General features: G+C 74.6%; 13 protein-coding genes. 10 read left to right on the forward strand and 3 right to left on the reverse strand.

Annotated features, from left to right (window positions below; translation table 11 throughout):
- The first annotated feature begins 180 nt into the window (after positions 1-180).
- From LG943_RS03560 to LG943_RS03575, 4 genes are all read left to right on the forward strand, one after another.
- Positions 181-540, forward strand: a complete 360-nt coding sequence (locus tag LG943_RS03560) for a DUF4440 domain-containing protein (protein ID WP_270070705.1) — start codon at positions 181-183, stop codon at positions 538-540.
- Between the two features lie 129 nt (positions 541-669).
- A complete protein-coding gene (locus tag LG943_RS03565) occupies positions 670-1266 on the forward strand; it encodes a TetR/AcrR family transcriptional regulator (protein WP_270070706.1) in 597 nt (198 codons plus the stop codon).
- 154 nt (positions 1267-1420) lie between these two features.
- On the forward strand, positions 1421-2596 hold the full coding sequence (locus LG943_RS03570; RefSeq protein WP_270070707.1) for an MFS transporter: 1176 nt from the start codon (positions 1421-1423) through the stop codon (positions 2594-2596).
- A gap of 68 nt (positions 2597-2664) precedes the next feature.
- On the forward strand, positions 2665-4422 hold the full coding sequence (locus tag LG943_RS03575; RefSeq protein ID WP_270070708.1) for a thiamine pyrophosphate-requiring protein: 1758 nt from the start codon (positions 2665-2667) through the stop codon (positions 4420-4422).
- 246 nt (positions 4423-4668) lie between these two features.
- Here the strand turns inward: LG943_RS03575 and LG943_RS03580 are convergent, their stop codons facing one another.
- On the reverse strand, positions 4669-5685 hold the full coding sequence (locus LG943_RS03580; RefSeq protein ID WP_270070709.1) for a MerR family transcriptional regulator: 1017 nt from the start codon (positions 5683-5685) through the stop codon (positions 4669-4671).
- A 1247-nt stretch (positions 5686-6932) separates the two neighbouring features.
- Here LG943_RS03580 and LG943_RS03585 point away from each other — a divergent pair.
- From LG943_RS03585 to LG943_RS03605, 5 genes are all read left to right on the forward strand, one after another.
- Complete coding sequence (locus LG943_RS03585; protein WP_270070710.1) at positions 6933-8357, forward strand: heparan-alpha-glucosaminide N-acetyltransferase domain-containing protein; 1425 nt, start codon at positions 6933-6935, stop codon at positions 8355-8357.
- Positions 8358-8431: 74 nt separating this feature from the next.
- Complete coding sequence (locus LG943_RS03590; protein ID WP_270070711.1) at positions 8432-9448, forward strand: tyrosine-type recombinase/integrase; 1017 nt, start codon at positions 8432-8434, stop codon at positions 9446-9448.
- A 50-nt stretch (positions 9449-9498) separates the two neighbouring features.
- Positions 9499-10293: an exodeoxyribonuclease III gene (locus LG943_RS03595; RefSeq protein ID WP_270070808.1), complete on the forward strand. Its 795-nt coding sequence runs from the start codon at positions 9499-9501 to the stop codon at positions 10291-10293.
- 122 nt (positions 10294-10415) lie between these two features.
- Positions 10416-11159: an alpha/beta fold hydrolase gene (locus LG943_RS03600; protein ID WP_408648536.1), complete on the forward strand. Its 744-nt coding sequence runs from the start codon at positions 10416-10418 to the stop codon at positions 11157-11159.
- Between the two features lie 89 nt (positions 11160-11248).
- On the forward strand, positions 11249-11836 hold the full coding sequence (locus LG943_RS03605) for a TetR/AcrR family transcriptional regulator (RefSeq protein ID WP_270070713.1): 588 nt from the start codon (positions 11249-11251) through the stop codon (positions 11834-11836).
- 329 nt (positions 11837-12165) lie between these two features.
- Here LG943_RS03605 and LG943_RS03610 read toward each other — a convergent pair whose 3' ends face one another.
- Both LG943_RS03610 and LG943_RS03615 read right to left on the reverse strand, forming a co-directional pair.
- A complete protein-coding gene (locus LG943_RS03610) occupies positions 12166-12612 on the reverse strand; it encodes a hypothetical protein (protein WP_270070714.1) in 447 nt (148 codons plus the stop codon).
- Between the two features lie 162 nt (positions 12613-12774).
- A complete protein-coding gene (locus tag LG943_RS03615) occupies positions 12775-13407 on the reverse strand; it encodes a helix-turn-helix domain-containing protein (RefSeq protein WP_270070715.1) in 633 nt (210 codons plus the stop codon).
- A 60-nt stretch (positions 13408-13467) separates the two neighbouring features.
- On the opposite strand from LG943_RS03615, the gene LG943_RS03620 reads away from it, so the two are divergent.
- Positions 13468-14835 (forward strand): erythromycin esterase family protein, encoded by a 1368-nt coding sequence (locus LG943_RS03620; RefSeq protein WP_270070716.1) that lies wholly within the window; start codon positions 13468-13470, stop codon positions 14833-14835.
- The last annotated feature ends 19 nt before the right edge of the window (positions 14836-14854 follow it).

Here is a 14854-nt window from a genome sequence, read left to right on the forward strand (position 1 = left end):
GGGGAGGGCCTCCTCGCGGAGTTGAGCGAGTGCTTTGAGCGATTGCTCAAGTGGGAGCCTACGCCGGTTTGAGCATCCGCTCAATCCCTGCGGTGGGGGCGCCCGGCGGCACGCGCGGGCGCATCGCGGGTAGGAGGGGAGGGCAGGCGCGGACACGGCGACGGCGAAAGGGGGAGCGGCATGGACGGCGAACCGGCCGAACTGGAGGAGCGCGGGTGGCGGGCCCTGGCCCAGGGCGGCGCGGCGGCCGCCGGCTTCTACCGCGAGGTGCTCGACGCCGACCCCCTCATGCTCCTGCCCGGCGGGCTGCGCCTGGCCGGGCGCGAGGCCGTCATCGCCGCCATGGGCGGCCCGCCCTGGAGCACCTACCGCCTGGAGGAGATAGACGTACTGCGCCCCGCGCCCGACACCGCCGTGGTCGCCTACGCCGCCACCGCCCAAAGAGGCGCCGCACCCGCCTACTCCGCCCTCATCAGCAGCCTCTACGTGCGCCGCGCGGGCGCCTGGCGCCTGGCCTTCCACCAGCAGACGCCCCGCTGAGCACCCCGCACCGCCCCCGCACCGCCGCCGCGCGGGGGAGAGGGGGGGAGCGGGGGAGCACCGGTGTGGCGGAGCCCACCCCCACCCCGTTTTGGAACCACCAGTGCAAAACCTGCTAGGGTCACCGCCATGGCCCGACCCAAGACCTTCGACGAGGACCAGGCCCTCGAAGCCGCCATGCACACCTTCTGGGCCAACGGCTATGAGGCCACCACCACCCAGGACCTGTGCGAGGCCACCGGCCTGGCCCGCAGCAGCATCTACAACACCTTCACCAGCAAGCCCGACCTCTTCCGCCGCGCCCTGGCCCGCTACATCCAGCAGACCACCCACGCCCAGACCGCCGTCCTGGAGGACGAGCACCGCCCCGCCCTGGAGCGCCTGCGCACCCTGCTGGACATGATCGTCGACGCCGAGACCGCCCACCGCCCCCAGGGCCGCAGCCGGGGCTGCCTGACCGTCAACACCACCGTGGAGCGCGCCGGGCGCGACGCCCCCACCGACCAGATGCTGGACCGCGACCGGCAGCGGCGCCTGGAGTCGCTGCGCGCCGCCCTCGCCGCCGGCCAGCGCGCCGGCGAGATCACCACCCGGCGCACCCCCGACCAGGCCGCCCAGTTCCTCAACGCCGTCATCGCCGGCATGCGCGTGGCCGGCCAGGGCGGCGCCGACCGCGCCACCCTGGAGTCCATCGCCGCCACCGCCCTGGACGCCCTCACCCCCTGACCCCCCGCCCCGCGCGCCCACCCCCGCTCCCACCGCCCACCCCGCCCGCCCCCGCGGCCCACGCACCGGGCGGTGCCCGACCACGCCCCAATTCTGAACCGAACAGTCCAAAACAGGTGCGGCCCCCACCCACCCCGACCCCCCAAGGAGCCCCATGCCCCGCGCCGTCCACATCCTGGCCCTCGGCATCTTCGCCATGGTCACCAGCGAATTCGCCGTCGCCGGACTCATGCCCCACATCGCCCGCGACCTGGACGCCACCATCCCCCAGATCGGCTACCTCATCACCGTCTTCGCCCTGGCCATGGCCCTGGGCGGCCCCCTCCTCACCCTCGCCCTCCTGCGCCTGCGCCCCCGCACCGCACTCCTGGCCCTCTTCGCCCTCTTCCTCACCGGCAACATCCTCGCCGCCACCGCCACCGACTACACCACCATGGCCGCCGCCCGCATCATCACCGGCGCCGCCTCCCAAGCCTTCTTCGGCGCCGCCCTCTCCCTGGGCGGCCAGCTCGCCCCCACCCACCTGCGCGGCCGCGCCATCGCCCACATCCTCAACGGCCTCATGCTCGGCACCCTCCTGGGCCTGCCCGCCGCCACCCTCATCGGCGAACACCACGGCTGGCGCGCCGCCTTCTGGGCCATCTCCGCCCTCACCCTCGCCGCCGCCACCGCCACCCTCGCCCTCGTCCCCAACGGCCAGACCACCACACCCCCCGGCGGCCTGCGCACCGAACTCCGCGCCCTCACCCGCCCCCGCCTCTGGCTCGCCCTGGCCACCAGCACCCTCATCATCGGCGCCACCTTCTCCGCCTTCAGCTACCTCACCCCCATCCTCACCCAGGCCACCGGCCTGGCCCCCGCCACCGTCCCCTGGCTCCTGGCCGCCTACGGCGCCGCCACCGTCATCGGCAACACCGTCGTCGGCCGCCTCGCCGACCGCCACACCCTGCCCGTCCTGCTCACCGGACTGGCCGCCAACACCGCCTTCCTCACCGCCTTCGCCCTCCTGGCCCACCACCCCATCCCCGCCGTCACCGCCATGCTCGGCATCGGCCTGGTCGGCGTCACCATGAACCCCGCCATGGTCACCCGCGTCCAGCGCACCGCCAACGACCGCCCCCTCATCACCACCGTCCACTCCTCCTTCATCACCCTGGGCGTCATCATCGGCTCCGCCGCCGGCGGCCTGGCCATCACCACCCACGGCCTCACCGGCCCCCTCTGGCTCGGCGCCGCCCTCGCCCTCACCGGAATCGCCACCCTCATCCCCGACCTCACCCGACCCACCACCACACCCCCCACCACCGCGTCCGCACCCGCACCCCGCTGACCCGCCGGCGGGGGCCGCACCCACCCCGCGACCCCCGCCCCACCACCCCCAATGCTTTACTCAGCCCCATGAGCCACCCCTACACCACCAGCACCGCCTTCCTCGAAGCCCTCACCCACACCGGCGTCCAATACCTCTTCGCCAACCTCGGCAGCGACCACCCCGGCCTCGTCGAGGCCTACGCCCGCGCCCGCGCCGACGGCACCGACCACCGCTTCCCCCGCCTCATCATCTGCCCCCACGAAAGCGTCGCCTTCTCCGCCGCCCAAGGCCACGCACAAATCAGCGGACGCCCCCAAGCCGTCATCGTCCACGTCGAATGCGGCACCCAAAACATCGGCGGCATGATCCACAACGCCGCCAAAGGCCGCGTCCCCGTCCTCGTCTTCGCCGGCGCCTCACCCGCCACCCAGCACGGCGAACACACCGGCAGCCGCAACGAGTTCATCCAGTGGATCCAAGACGTCCACGACCAGCGCGGCATCGTCCGCGGCTACACCAAGTACGACAACGAGATCCGCACCGGCGCCAACGTCAAGCAGATCGTCCACCGCGCCATGCAGATCGCCACCAGCCACCCCGCCGGCCCCGTCTACCTCGTCGGCGCCCGCGAAGTCATGGAAGCCCCCCTCGACCCCCACACCGCCGACAACCCCGCCTACCACCTCACCCGCTACACCCCCACCGCACCCCCAGCCCTGGACCCCGCCACCACCGACACCATCGCCCACGCCCTGGCCACCGCCCACAACCCCCTCATCGTCACCTCCTACCTCGGCCGCAACCCCGACGCCGTCCCCGCCCTCACCCGACTGGCCGAACACCTCGCCATCCCGGTCCTGGAATCGGTCCCCATGCGGCTCAACTTCCCCGCCGACCACCCCCTCCACGCCGGCTACCAGTGGAACACCCAGACCCCCAACCCCGTCCTCACCCGCGCCGACACCATCCTCGCCATCGACACCGACGTCCCCTGGATCCCCCTCAACAACGCCCCCCACCCCCACGCCCGCATCTTCGCCATCGACACCGACCCCCTCAAAGAGCAGATGCCCCTCTGGCACATCCCCGCCGAGGTCTTCGCCCGCGCCGACGCCGCCACCGCCCTGGACCAGCTCACCGACCACATCCGCCACCACCACACCGTGCCCACCGACACCGTCGAGCAGCGCCGCAGCGCCCTGGCCGCCGAACACGCCGCCCGCCGCGCCGACCTGTCCGCACGCGAGCAGCAGGACGCGCCCCCCGGCACCGTCAACCCCGCCACCCTCGTCGCCCACCTGCGCGACCTGCTCGCCCAGCAGCAGGAAGAGGCCATCGTCCTCACCGAGGCCATCTCCAACTACCTCACCGTCAACGAGCACCTGCGCGCCAACCGCCCCGGCTCCCTCATCGGCTCCGGCGGCGGCTCCCTGGGCTGGCACGCCGGCGCCGCCATCGGCGCCAAACTCGCCCGCCCCGACGCCCTCGTCGTCAGCCTCGTGGGCGACGGCTCCTACCTCTTCGGCGTCCCCGCCTCCGCCCAATGGGTCGCCCGCCGCTACAACACCCCCACCCTCACCGTCATCTTCGACAACCGCGGCTGGAAGTCCCCCAAACTCTCCACCCTGGGCGTCCACCCCGACGGCGCCGCCGCCCACCACGACGACTTCAACGTCTCCTTCGAACCCGAGGCCGACCTGCCCGGCATCGCCGCGGCCGCCGGCGGCGCCCACGCCCGCACCGTCACCAGCGCCCAGGAGCTGCCCACCGCCCTCAAAGAGGCCCTGGAGGCCGTGCGGTCGGGCCGCTCGGCCGTACTCAGCGTGCACGTCCCCGCCGTCTGAGCCCCGGGGGAGAGGCCCCAAGATCCCCCCACGCCCTCAGAAGGCCGGCAGGGGCGTCGCCCACCCGCACCGGCGGCGCCCCGCAGCACCCGCGCCGAGCGCCCGCACGCGGGCGCGGCCCCGCGCACGCGCGGCGGGGGAGCGGCGCCCCTGGCCGGAGCGGGTGGACCGCTCGACAACCGCGCCGACCGCGCCCCGCGCGGCGGGGGAGCGGCACCACCCGGCCCGCGCCCCGCACCGCGCCCGCTACGGTCCCACCGGCGCCCCGGACGCCATGGCCTCGGCGATCCACGCGTAGGGCAGCGCCTCCGGGTCCTCCTGCGGCGCGTCCCCGTTGATCACCCCCACCAGCTCCATGTACCGGCCGTGGGTATCGCCGTAGACCGGCTCGGTCGAAGCGGCGTCCTCCTCGGCGATCCGCCGCAGCAGCTCGGGCACCTGCCGGTACATCTCCGCCATCCGGTCGCGCAACTGGGGCGTCAACCGGGCGCCCGACACCGCCGCGGCCCCCTCCATGAACCGCGTCACCGCCTGCTGCGCCCGCGCCGAGCGCGGTGACTCCCCGGCGCGGTAGGCCGCCAGCACCTCCTCCACCAGCGCCGTCCCGCTGCCGTACATGAACTCCTGGAACGCCGCACCGGCCACCACCCGCCCCTCACCGCTGGAGTAGGTGCGCTCCAGGTAGGACCGCACCGCCGCGCGGAATTTCGCATCGCCCACCAGGTCGGCCAACTCGATCCACGCCTCCAACTGGGCGGCGGTGGGCTCCTCGGGCAGCACCGGGCGCATCCTGCGCAACCGCTCCACGAATCCCTCGGGGACGCTCAGGCCCGCGCCCACCTCGTTCCAGAAGTCGTCGATCACCCGCTCGCGCTCCTCATCGGTCATCGACACCAGCTTGTGCATCAGGTCGGCCTGGGCGGGGGTGGCGCCCTGGCGGATCAGCGTGCGCAGCACCGCCCGCCGCGCCCGCAGGACGCGCTCCTGGCCCTCCACCACCTCCAGGTGGGTGGTGAGCAGGTCGTGCAGCGTCGTCCCGCCCTCCAGCAGGCGGCGGATGTGCTCCAGGTCGGTGTCCAGCTCGCGCAGGGTCCGCACCAGTTCCAGGCGGGCGATGGCGCCGATGTCATACATCCGGTGCCCGGCCGCGTTCACACCCGCCGGCGCCACGATCCCGGCATCGGCGTAGAACCGCACGGCGCTCACGCTCAGGCCGCTGCGGTGGGCGGCGTCTCCGATGGGGTACAGCTCCTCGTCGCTCATGAGGGCCACTGTGCCGCCTCAAGCCGCTTGAGGCGCAAGTCCGCGGTGGGGGAGAGGCGGCACCCCGCGAGAAGCGTACGTTTCCGCCATGTGGAAACAGGGGTGCGGCGGCGGGAGGCCGGGGGAGCGGCGGCCGGAGACAGACCTGGAGGGTGCATGCGAAGCGGTGGTGATCACCGGGGGCCGGGGATGCCGTTCGCGTTCGAACACCGGCGGCGCGCGCTGTTCGACCGGGCCGATCCGGGAGCGGAGGCCAGAACCGGCGCCGGCGCGCCGCGGCCGCCCGACGACAGGGCGATCCACGGGCGGCGCGAACCGGTGAGCCGCCGGAGCGCGCGGTCGACGGCGCCCGGACCTCCGGTGCGGCGCGACCGAGCGCAGCGCGAGCGCCACGGGGAGCGCCACGGAAGGTTGTGCCGCGCCGACGGGGGACCCGGGGGAGGCCGGTTCGACCCGATAACAGCCTCAACTTTACATAATGTGCATTATCGGCGCTTTGTCGGAGGGTGCGGAGAGGGGCTGCAACGGGCGCAAACCCCGCACATGTCCCGCACGTACACCCCACGGCCCCGGCATCGCGCCGGATCGACCCCGGCGGCCGCGCCGGTGCGCTCGCAGCCCGCGCGGGCCGCACACCTGAGAGCCGAAACAACACGTGACGCCTTCGGTGACGCCCGGACCGGCGCCCGGATGATCTTGGCGGTTCAGGGCAACCGGATGGCGATGGTTCGCGCGAATCCAACGCCGACCGACCACCGAACTCGACCGGATTCGGCCCTTCGGCGGCTTTCCGCTCCCGGATACCGGCCGCCGGCGCCCACCGAAGCCCTCGCGGCGGCCGCGACCAGCCCGCGTCGGAACCCGCCGGCCCTGGCTGGGCCCCGGCGCGTGCGGCGGTCCCCGACCGGGCCGCGCCGCCCGGCCGCATGACCCGAGCATTGCCCATATTTGATGCATAAAATGCGTTATGCATCATTTTGGGGGATTTTGGACCGGTTTGCACCACCGGGATTCCGCGCCCACCGCTCACCCGGCCCGGCCTCGCGGACCACCCCGCCCCCTCAGCGACGACGCCCGGCCACCGCCCCCTCCGGCTCCGGCGGCCCACGCCCCCACACCGCGGCCCAGCGACGCCCACTCCCCCGCCCGCGTTGCCCCGCCCACCCAGATCACCACGTAACGGCCACAAGCGGTCACGACTTGGTCAAAACCCAGTAAGCCCCGCCCCGCCGGGGGATCCTCAAGAAGTGTCCAACAGCACCAGCACCTCGCCCGGCGACCGCGCCGCCGAGGACCCGCCGCCCCGCGACCCCTCCGCCGCCTCCACCCCCGCTGACCAGGACGTCCCCGCCGCCGCCCCCCTGCCCCCCGCACCCGGCGACCCCGACCACCACACGCCCCCACCGCCGCCGGCGCCCCAACCCCCGCCCCGGACACCCGCGCCCACCCGCACCACGGCCCCCACCCCGGCCGCCCGCACCCCGACCCCGCGGCTCCACGGCATCGACCTGGCCCGCGGCCTCGCCGTCCTGGGCATGTTCGTCATCCACGTCGGCATCGGCTGGACACTGCCCGACGGCACCAACCCCCTCACCGACCTCGTCTCCGGCCGCGCCGCCGCCCTCTTCGCCCTCCTCGCCGGCGTCTCCATCGCCCTCATCTCCGGCGGCCCCACCCCCGCCACCGGCCACGCCATGGGCATCGCCCTGTGGCGCGTGGTCATCCGCGGCCTGGCGATGCTCCCCCTGGGCGTCGCCCTCACCATGCTCGACACCCCCATCGCCGTCATCCTCGCCTACTACGCCGTCTTCTTCGTCCTGGCCGTCCCCCTCATCGACGAACGCTGGCGCATCGTCGCCGGCTGCGCCGCCGCCCTCGCCCTCGCCGGCCCCACCGCCTCCTTCTGGCTGCGCCGCATGATCGACCAAGGACCCCTGCGCGACGCCGCCGCCACCCTCAACACCTACGACCCCCTCGTCGCCTGGTCGGGCAGCGGCCTCCTCGACCTCCTGCTCACCGGCTCCTACCCCGCCCTCACCTGGCTCCCCTACGTCCTGGCCGGACTCGCCATCGGCCGCCTCAACCTGCGCTCCATCCGCGTACGCGCCACCCTCACCGCCGCCGGCGCCGCCCTGGCCGCCACCGCCTACACCGCCTCCTGGGCCGCCATGGACCTCATGGGCGGCCGCCAACGCCTCGACGCCACCTACAACGCCGCCGCCATGGCCGACCACGGCGGCCACCCCGACACCGCCTCCGCCTTCGCCACCGGCTTCACCGGCACCATCCCCACCCACGACTGGGTGTGGCTGCTCACCGCACTCCCCCACAGCGGCACCCCCCTGGAGATCCTCGGCGCCGGCGGCACCGCCATCGCCGCCCTGGGCCTGTGCCTGCTCCTGGGCGACCTCCTGCGCGTCCCCGCCTACCCCATCGCCTCCGTGGGCGCCCTCGCCCTCACCGTCTACGTCGCCCACGTCCTGCTCATCTGGGCCGCCGAAACCGCCCTCCTGGAGGCCACCCCCCTCGCCTTCCTCACCGCCGACCTGCCCGCCACCGTCCTGTGGGGCTCCCTTGCCCTGGCCACCCTCTGGCGGCTCCTCCTGGGCCGCGGCCCCCTCGAAGGCCCCCTGCACGCCCTCTCCACCTGGGCCGCCCGCCGCATCCCCTGAAAACACCCGCGAACCGGCCCGCCCCCGGCACGCCGCACGTGAACCCCCCGCCCCCATCGGGAATGCTGGACCCCATGACCGCCAGCCCCCTCACCGTCGGCGACGCCGTCGAGGACTACCTCATCGCCCGCCAACCCGCCAAGCCCTCCCCCCACACCATCGCCGCCTACCGCCGCGACCTCACCACCGTCCTGCGCCTGGCCGCCCACGCCCACAACACCCACCCCGATCAGCTCCTGCTCACCGACCTCACCCCCGCCCTCCTGCGCCGCGCCTTCGCCGCCTTCGCCGCCGACCGCGCCCCCTCCAGCGTCGTCCGCGCCTGGTCCACCTGGAACGGGTTCTTCGGCCACCTCGTCGCACAAGGCACCGTCGAGGGCAACCCCATGCCCGCCGTCGACCGCCCCCGCCTCAAACCCCACCAGCCCAAACCCCTCATGGGCGAAGACACCCCCGAACAACTCCTCGCCGCCCTGGCCGCCGGGTGCCGCCGCGCCCGCGACCCCTGGCCCCAACGCGACTTCGCCGTCCTGGCCCTGGCCCTGCTCACCGGCCTGCGCTCGGCCGAAATGCTCAGCCTGCGCATCGACTCCATCTCCGGACGCCCCGGCGAACGCCGCATCCGCGTCCACGGCAAAGGCGGCACCACCCGCTCCCTGCCCATCGAACCCCCGCTGGAAGCCCTCATCGACGACTACCTCGCCACCCGCACCCAGCGCTTCTCCACCCGCCTGCACGGCGCCGACCCCCTCCTGGTCGACAACCGCGGCAACGCCCTGCGACGCGGCGGCCTGCAATACCTCGTCCGCCAGTGCTACAAGCACGCCGGCATCCACGACCGCGTCGCCCGCGGCACCCTCGTCCACGCCCTGCGCCACACCTTCGCCACCCGCCTCGCCGAAGACGGCGCCTCGGTCACCGAGATCATGCACCTGCTGGGCCACACCTCCATCACCTCCTCCCAGACCTACATCGACACCACCGCCGCCGCCCAGCGCGAGGCCGCCCGCGCCAACCGCACCTACACCGCCCTGCGCCGCCTCACCCAACCCCCCGAACCCGCCACCCGCACCGACCCCGCCCCCCGCTGACCACCGCCCCACCACACCCATTGGCTACTCTTTCCGACGTGTCCGCGACGATGACGATCTCCACGGTCAACGTGAACGGGTTGCGCGCCGCCGCCAAGAAGGGCTTCACCGCCTGGCTGGCCGCCACCGACGCCCACGCCGTGTGCCTCCAGGAGACCCGCGCCACCCGCGACCAGCTCCCACCCGACCTGGCCCGGCCCCCCGGCTGGCACCTCCTGCTCGCCCCCGCCGCCGACCGCGGTCGCGCCGGCGTCGCCCTCTACACCCGCCAACCGGCCCAGGCCCACCGCATCGGCTTCGACGCCGGCGAGTTCGCCCACTCCGGCCGCTACCTCGAAGCCGACCTCGGCCCCCTCACCCTGGCCAGCCTCTACCTGCCCTCCGGCGACGCCGGCACCCCCCGCCAGGACGAGAAGCACCGCTTCATGGACGCCTTCCTGCCCTACCTGGCCCGCCGCGCCCGCGACGTCCAGGCCCAGGGCCGCCACCTGCTGGTCTGCGGCGACTTCAACATCGCCCACCGCCCCGCCGACCTGAAGAACTGGCGCAACAACCGCACCCACTCGGGGTTCCTGCCCGAGGAGCGCGCCTGGTTCGACCGCCTGCTGACCGAGGCCGGCTACACCGACGTGGTGCGGGCGCTGCACCCCGACGCCGAGGGCCCCTACTCGTGGTGGTCCTACCGCGGCCGGGCCTTCGACAACGACACCGGCTGGCGCATCGACTACCACCTGGCCACCCCCGGCCTGGCCGCCACCGCCGCCGACGCCCGGGTCGAACGCGCCGCCTCCTATGACCTGCGCTGGTCCGACCACGCCCCCGTCACCGTGACCTACACGCCATGAGCGCCGCCGACCCGCGCGAGGCCCGCGCCCCCGAACCCGCCGCCCAGCGCTCCGCCGCCGCCGAGGAGCCTCCTGAGAGCCTGCCCATCGTGCTGGTGCACGGGCTGCGGATCTCGGCGAGCATGTGGCGGCCCCAACTGGAGGAGCTGACGCGCCAGGGGCGGCGCGCCATCGCCTGCGACCTGCCCGGGCACGGCACCCGCCGGGGTGAGCCCTTCACCCTGGGCAGCGCCGTTCAGGCGGTGGTGGACACCGTGGAGTCGCTGGGGCCGCGCGCCTTGGTGGTGGGGTTGAGCATGGGCGGGTTCGTGTCCATCGCCACGGCCGCGGCGATCCCCCACCGGGTGGCGGGGCTGGTGGCGGCCGGGTGCACGGCCCGCCCCGACCAGACGCTGAGCCAGGTGTACCGGATCCCCACGGCGCTGCTGGACCGGCTGCCCGACCGGGGGCAGTCGGTCAACGAGCGGTTCCACCGGCTGCTGCTGCGGGGCGAGGGCGCCCAGGCGGTCCTGGACGGGGGGCTGGCGATGGAGGCGGCGCGCGACGCGATCGACGAGATCACCGACATGGACGTGCTGGGGGCGCTGGGGTCCTATCCGGGGCCGGTGTGGCTGGTCAACGGGTCGCGCGACCACTTCCGCATCCATGAGAAGCGGTTCCTGGACGCGTGTGCGGACGGGCGGCTGATCAACGTGCCGCGGGCCGGGCACATGGTTAACCTGGACCAGCCGGAGAACTTCACGAAGATCATCGCCGATGCGGCGGATGTGGCGCTGCTGCGCCGGCGCCACGCACGGGCTGATCCGGTGGAGCCGTCGCGGCTGTCGCGGGGCACTCCCCCGCCGCCGGAGGCCGGCGAGCGCTGAGGGGGCGGGGTGGAGACCGCCCCGGGATAACCACACCGGTCGGTATAATCGGGGTGGCCCTGTCCCGCCCACCGACCGCGAGGCCGCCCATGCCCACCCCGCCCACCCCGCCCACCGCGCGCCCGCTAACCCCCGCCGCCCGGCGCGTCCTGGACTCCGCGCACGAGCTGTTCTACACGCGCGGCATCAACACCGTCGGTATGGACCTGCTGGCCGAGCACGCCGGCATCACCAAGAAGACCATCTACGACCGGTTCGGCTCCAAGGACGCGCTCGTCGTCGCCTACCTGAGCGAGCGCGACCGGCGCTGGCGCGCCTACCTGAACGGCCGCCTGGCGCCCCTGCCCGACGCCCGCGCCCGCGTCCTGGCCACCTACGACGCCCTGGGCGAGTGGCTGGCCGGGCACGGCCGGCGCGGCTGCGCCATGGTCAACGCCTGCGCCGAACTGCCCGACCCCGAGCACCCCGGCCGGCGGGTGGCCCGCGAGCAGAAGGAGTGGACGCGCGGGCTGTACCGGGACCTGGCCGCCGGCACGGGCGCGGCCGACCCCGGACCGCTGGGCGACGCCCTGCTGATGCTGCACGAGGGCGCCACCGTGGCCTTCACCGTGCTGGGCGCGACGGACTCGGCCGCCACCGCCCGCCGTGCCGCTGACGCCCTACTCCCCTCATCTTGAGGAGGTGGGTGGTGGGGAGGGCTGGTGTTTCGGAGGTTGGTTTTTGGTATTGGCATATTGGTTCTACTTTTAAACGGACGCCTTTACGGCGTAGATTCCTAAATGAACGATTCCGGGGCGGGATGTCCCGTTTCCTGTGCCGGCACACTCACCCTCCCCACGCACACCCCCGCCGTCCCTCCTCTCCGCCTCCCCCCTGTGCGGCCGCCCCGGGCTCCCCCACCTCGCGGGACGCCGTGCTCCCGGCCCCTCTCCCCCACGTGCGCGGACGGCGGTGCGGCGGGGCGGTGTGCACTCCCCCGCCGCACCGCCCAAACTCTTTTACTCTGCTAAAAGATTCGGTGGTCGGCGGGTCCGGGCAGTTGCAGCACCTTGCCGTCGGATTCCCGGCGCGGCGGGCTGATGCCCTGGTAGTAGGGCGTGATGGCCAGATGCGCCGCCGCGACGAGCACCGCGAGGCCGCCCAGGATGCCCAGCACCACCCCCACGACCACGGCGGCCTGGCCCGCGAGGACGGCGGCCGCGAGCAGGAGCGCGCCGGCGCCCAGCCCCGCCAGTCCCTGGAGTGTGCGCCGGCGGCGGACCACGGTCGTGAGGTCGCTCAGGCTGCACACCTCCACGGTGAACCTCTGGCCGCAGACGTGGCAGGTGAGGGGATGGGCGGCCCAACCGGTGGCGGGGCGCTGGACCTGGGTGACGGCGGCGTTGGTGATGTCGTTGGCGCGCCCTGCGTGGGCCAGGCGCAGGGTGGCGACGGGTGCGGGGCGAGGGGGCATCGTCGGGTGACCTCCGTGTCGGGGGGTCCCCGCCGCGGGCGGTCCGCGGGGGGCGGTACCGGGGCGGGTTCAGCGTAGGGGGCGGCGGAGGGGCGGTCCAAGCCGGCGGGCCGCGCCCGGGGGCATCGCCACCGTTCGCCGCGCTCCTCCGCGCCCCGCGCATCAACGCGCCGGCGGGTCCTCCTCCGCCTCCCGCGGCGGCCCGGCGCCGGCGTCGCCCTCCCCGGGCCGCCGGGGCTCCTCGGCGGCCTGAGCGGAGGGGCGGGTGGGGAACAGGATGAGGCTGAGCAGGTGGGGACGGCGGCGGGGGTCCTCGGGGGCGCGAACGGTGCGCTGGGCGTGGCGGGTCAGCACGGCGCGCAGGTCGGCGGCGAGGTCGGCGGCCTCTTCCGGGGTGAGCGACAGGACGGCCTGGCGATAGCCGACGGAGTCGGCGAGGGGGTCGGCCCGGCCGGTGTCGAGGTAGGCGGAGAACTCGGCGAGCAGGGCGGCCATGGCGGCGGTGAAGCCGCGCCGGTGGTCTTCGGTGGTCATGCCGGCGGCGTCGTCGGCGTCGATGGCGGCGCGCTCGGGGCGCAGCCGGTAGGTGCGCTCGACCGCGCCGCGTACGCGCTGCTCGCCGGCCACCTCCAGCAGGCCGGCCTCGGCCAGGAGGGCGACGTGGCGGTAGACGGTGGTCTTGGGGACGTCGGGCAGGGCGGCGCTGATCTGGGCGGTGGTGCGGGTGCGGCCGACCGGCAGGGCGTGCACGATGCGCAGCCGGACGGGGTGCAGGAGGAGGTCGGTGGCGTCCACACCCCAACGTTCCCACATCTGGTACCGTTCCCAAAATTGGAACCAATGAAAGGACGCCCCGTGGACACCACCTCCTCCCCCCTCTCCCCCGCCGCACCGGCCGCGCTGAGCCCGCGCGCCGTGCGGCCGCTGCGCACCCTGGACCTGGACCCCGACGACTCCTTCGCCGACCTGGAGTGGCTGGGCGACGTGGTCGGCGGCGCGCGCGTGCTGGCCCTGGGCGAGACCGCCCACTACAACCGCGAGTCCTTCCAGTTGCGCCGGCGGCTGCTGGCCTACCTGGTGCGCCGCCACGGGTTCACCGCCTACGCCATGGAGACCGGGTTCGCGGAGTCGGCCCGCGCCGACGCCTGGGTGCGCGGCGGCGCCGAGCCGCCGGCGCGGGTGCAGGCCGACGGGCTGACCTCGCTGATGGGGCTGTGGCGGCCGATGCGGGCGCACCTGGAGTGGATGCGCGCCCACAACGCCGGCGCGGCGCGCCCGGTGGGCTTCTACGGCATCGACCTGCCCGGCTCCCACGTCTCGCTCGTGCCGGGGTTGGCGGCCGTGGACGCCTACCTGGCCGAGGCCGATCCCGGGGCGGGTGTGGAGGCGGCCCTGCGGGCGGGCGCCGAAGCGGTGGCGGCGGCCTCCCCCTTCTCCGCGCCCGCCGCCATGGCCGCCTGGGCGCGACTGCCGGGCGCCGAGCGCGAGGCGCTGGTGGCGGGTGCGGCCGGGGTCGCGGAGCGGCTGCGCACGGGCCGCGAACGCTATGTCGGGCGCACGGGTGCGGCGGCCTTCGACCGGGCGCTGCGCGCCGCCGAGTCCACGGCCGCGCTGGCGCGGATGACGGCGGCGATGGCCGGCGGCGACCTGAACGCGGTGATGGAGGTGCGGGAGGAGGCGCTGGCCGCCACGGTGGAGTGGGTGCTGGAGCGCGAGGAGCGCGTGGTGGTGGCCGCCCACAACGGGCACGTGGGGCGCTGGCCGTGCGCGGTGCCCGGTGCCGCCCCCACCGACTCCATGGGGATGCGCCTGGCGCGGGCGCTGGGCACCGACTACCGGGTGGTGGGCGCCACCGCCGGGGCCGGGCACATGCTCAACGTCGGCGCCGACTTCGGTGAGGGCGTGCTCTTCGCGGGCATGGCCCCGCCCGCGCCGGGGAGTCTGGACGCGCTGATGGCCGCCTCGTGCGGCGGTTGGCCCGCCGGGGTGGACGTGCGGCGCCTGGAGGGGGCGGACGCCCAGGCGCTGGCGGCGGCGGCCGGGCAGCGTGCGGGCAACGGCGAGGAGTACACCGACGTGGCCGCTGCCGTGGCCTTCGACGCGCTGGTGCACCTGCCGCGGCTGAGCCCGGCCCAGGTTGACGCCGAGGCGCTGGCGTGGGTGCCGGAGGAGGTGCGGGTGCCGTTCACCCGGTGGCGCGAAAGTGTGGTTTCCACGAAATAGCGGCCTTTACGGCGTAGAT

Origin of the sequence: Streptomonospora mangrovi, from assembly GCF_027604915.1 — a bacterium.
In the GTDB taxonomy this organism is placed as follows: domain Bacteria; phylum Actinomycetota; class Actinomycetes; order Streptosporangiales; family Streptosporangiaceae; genus Streptomonospora; species Streptomonospora mangrovi.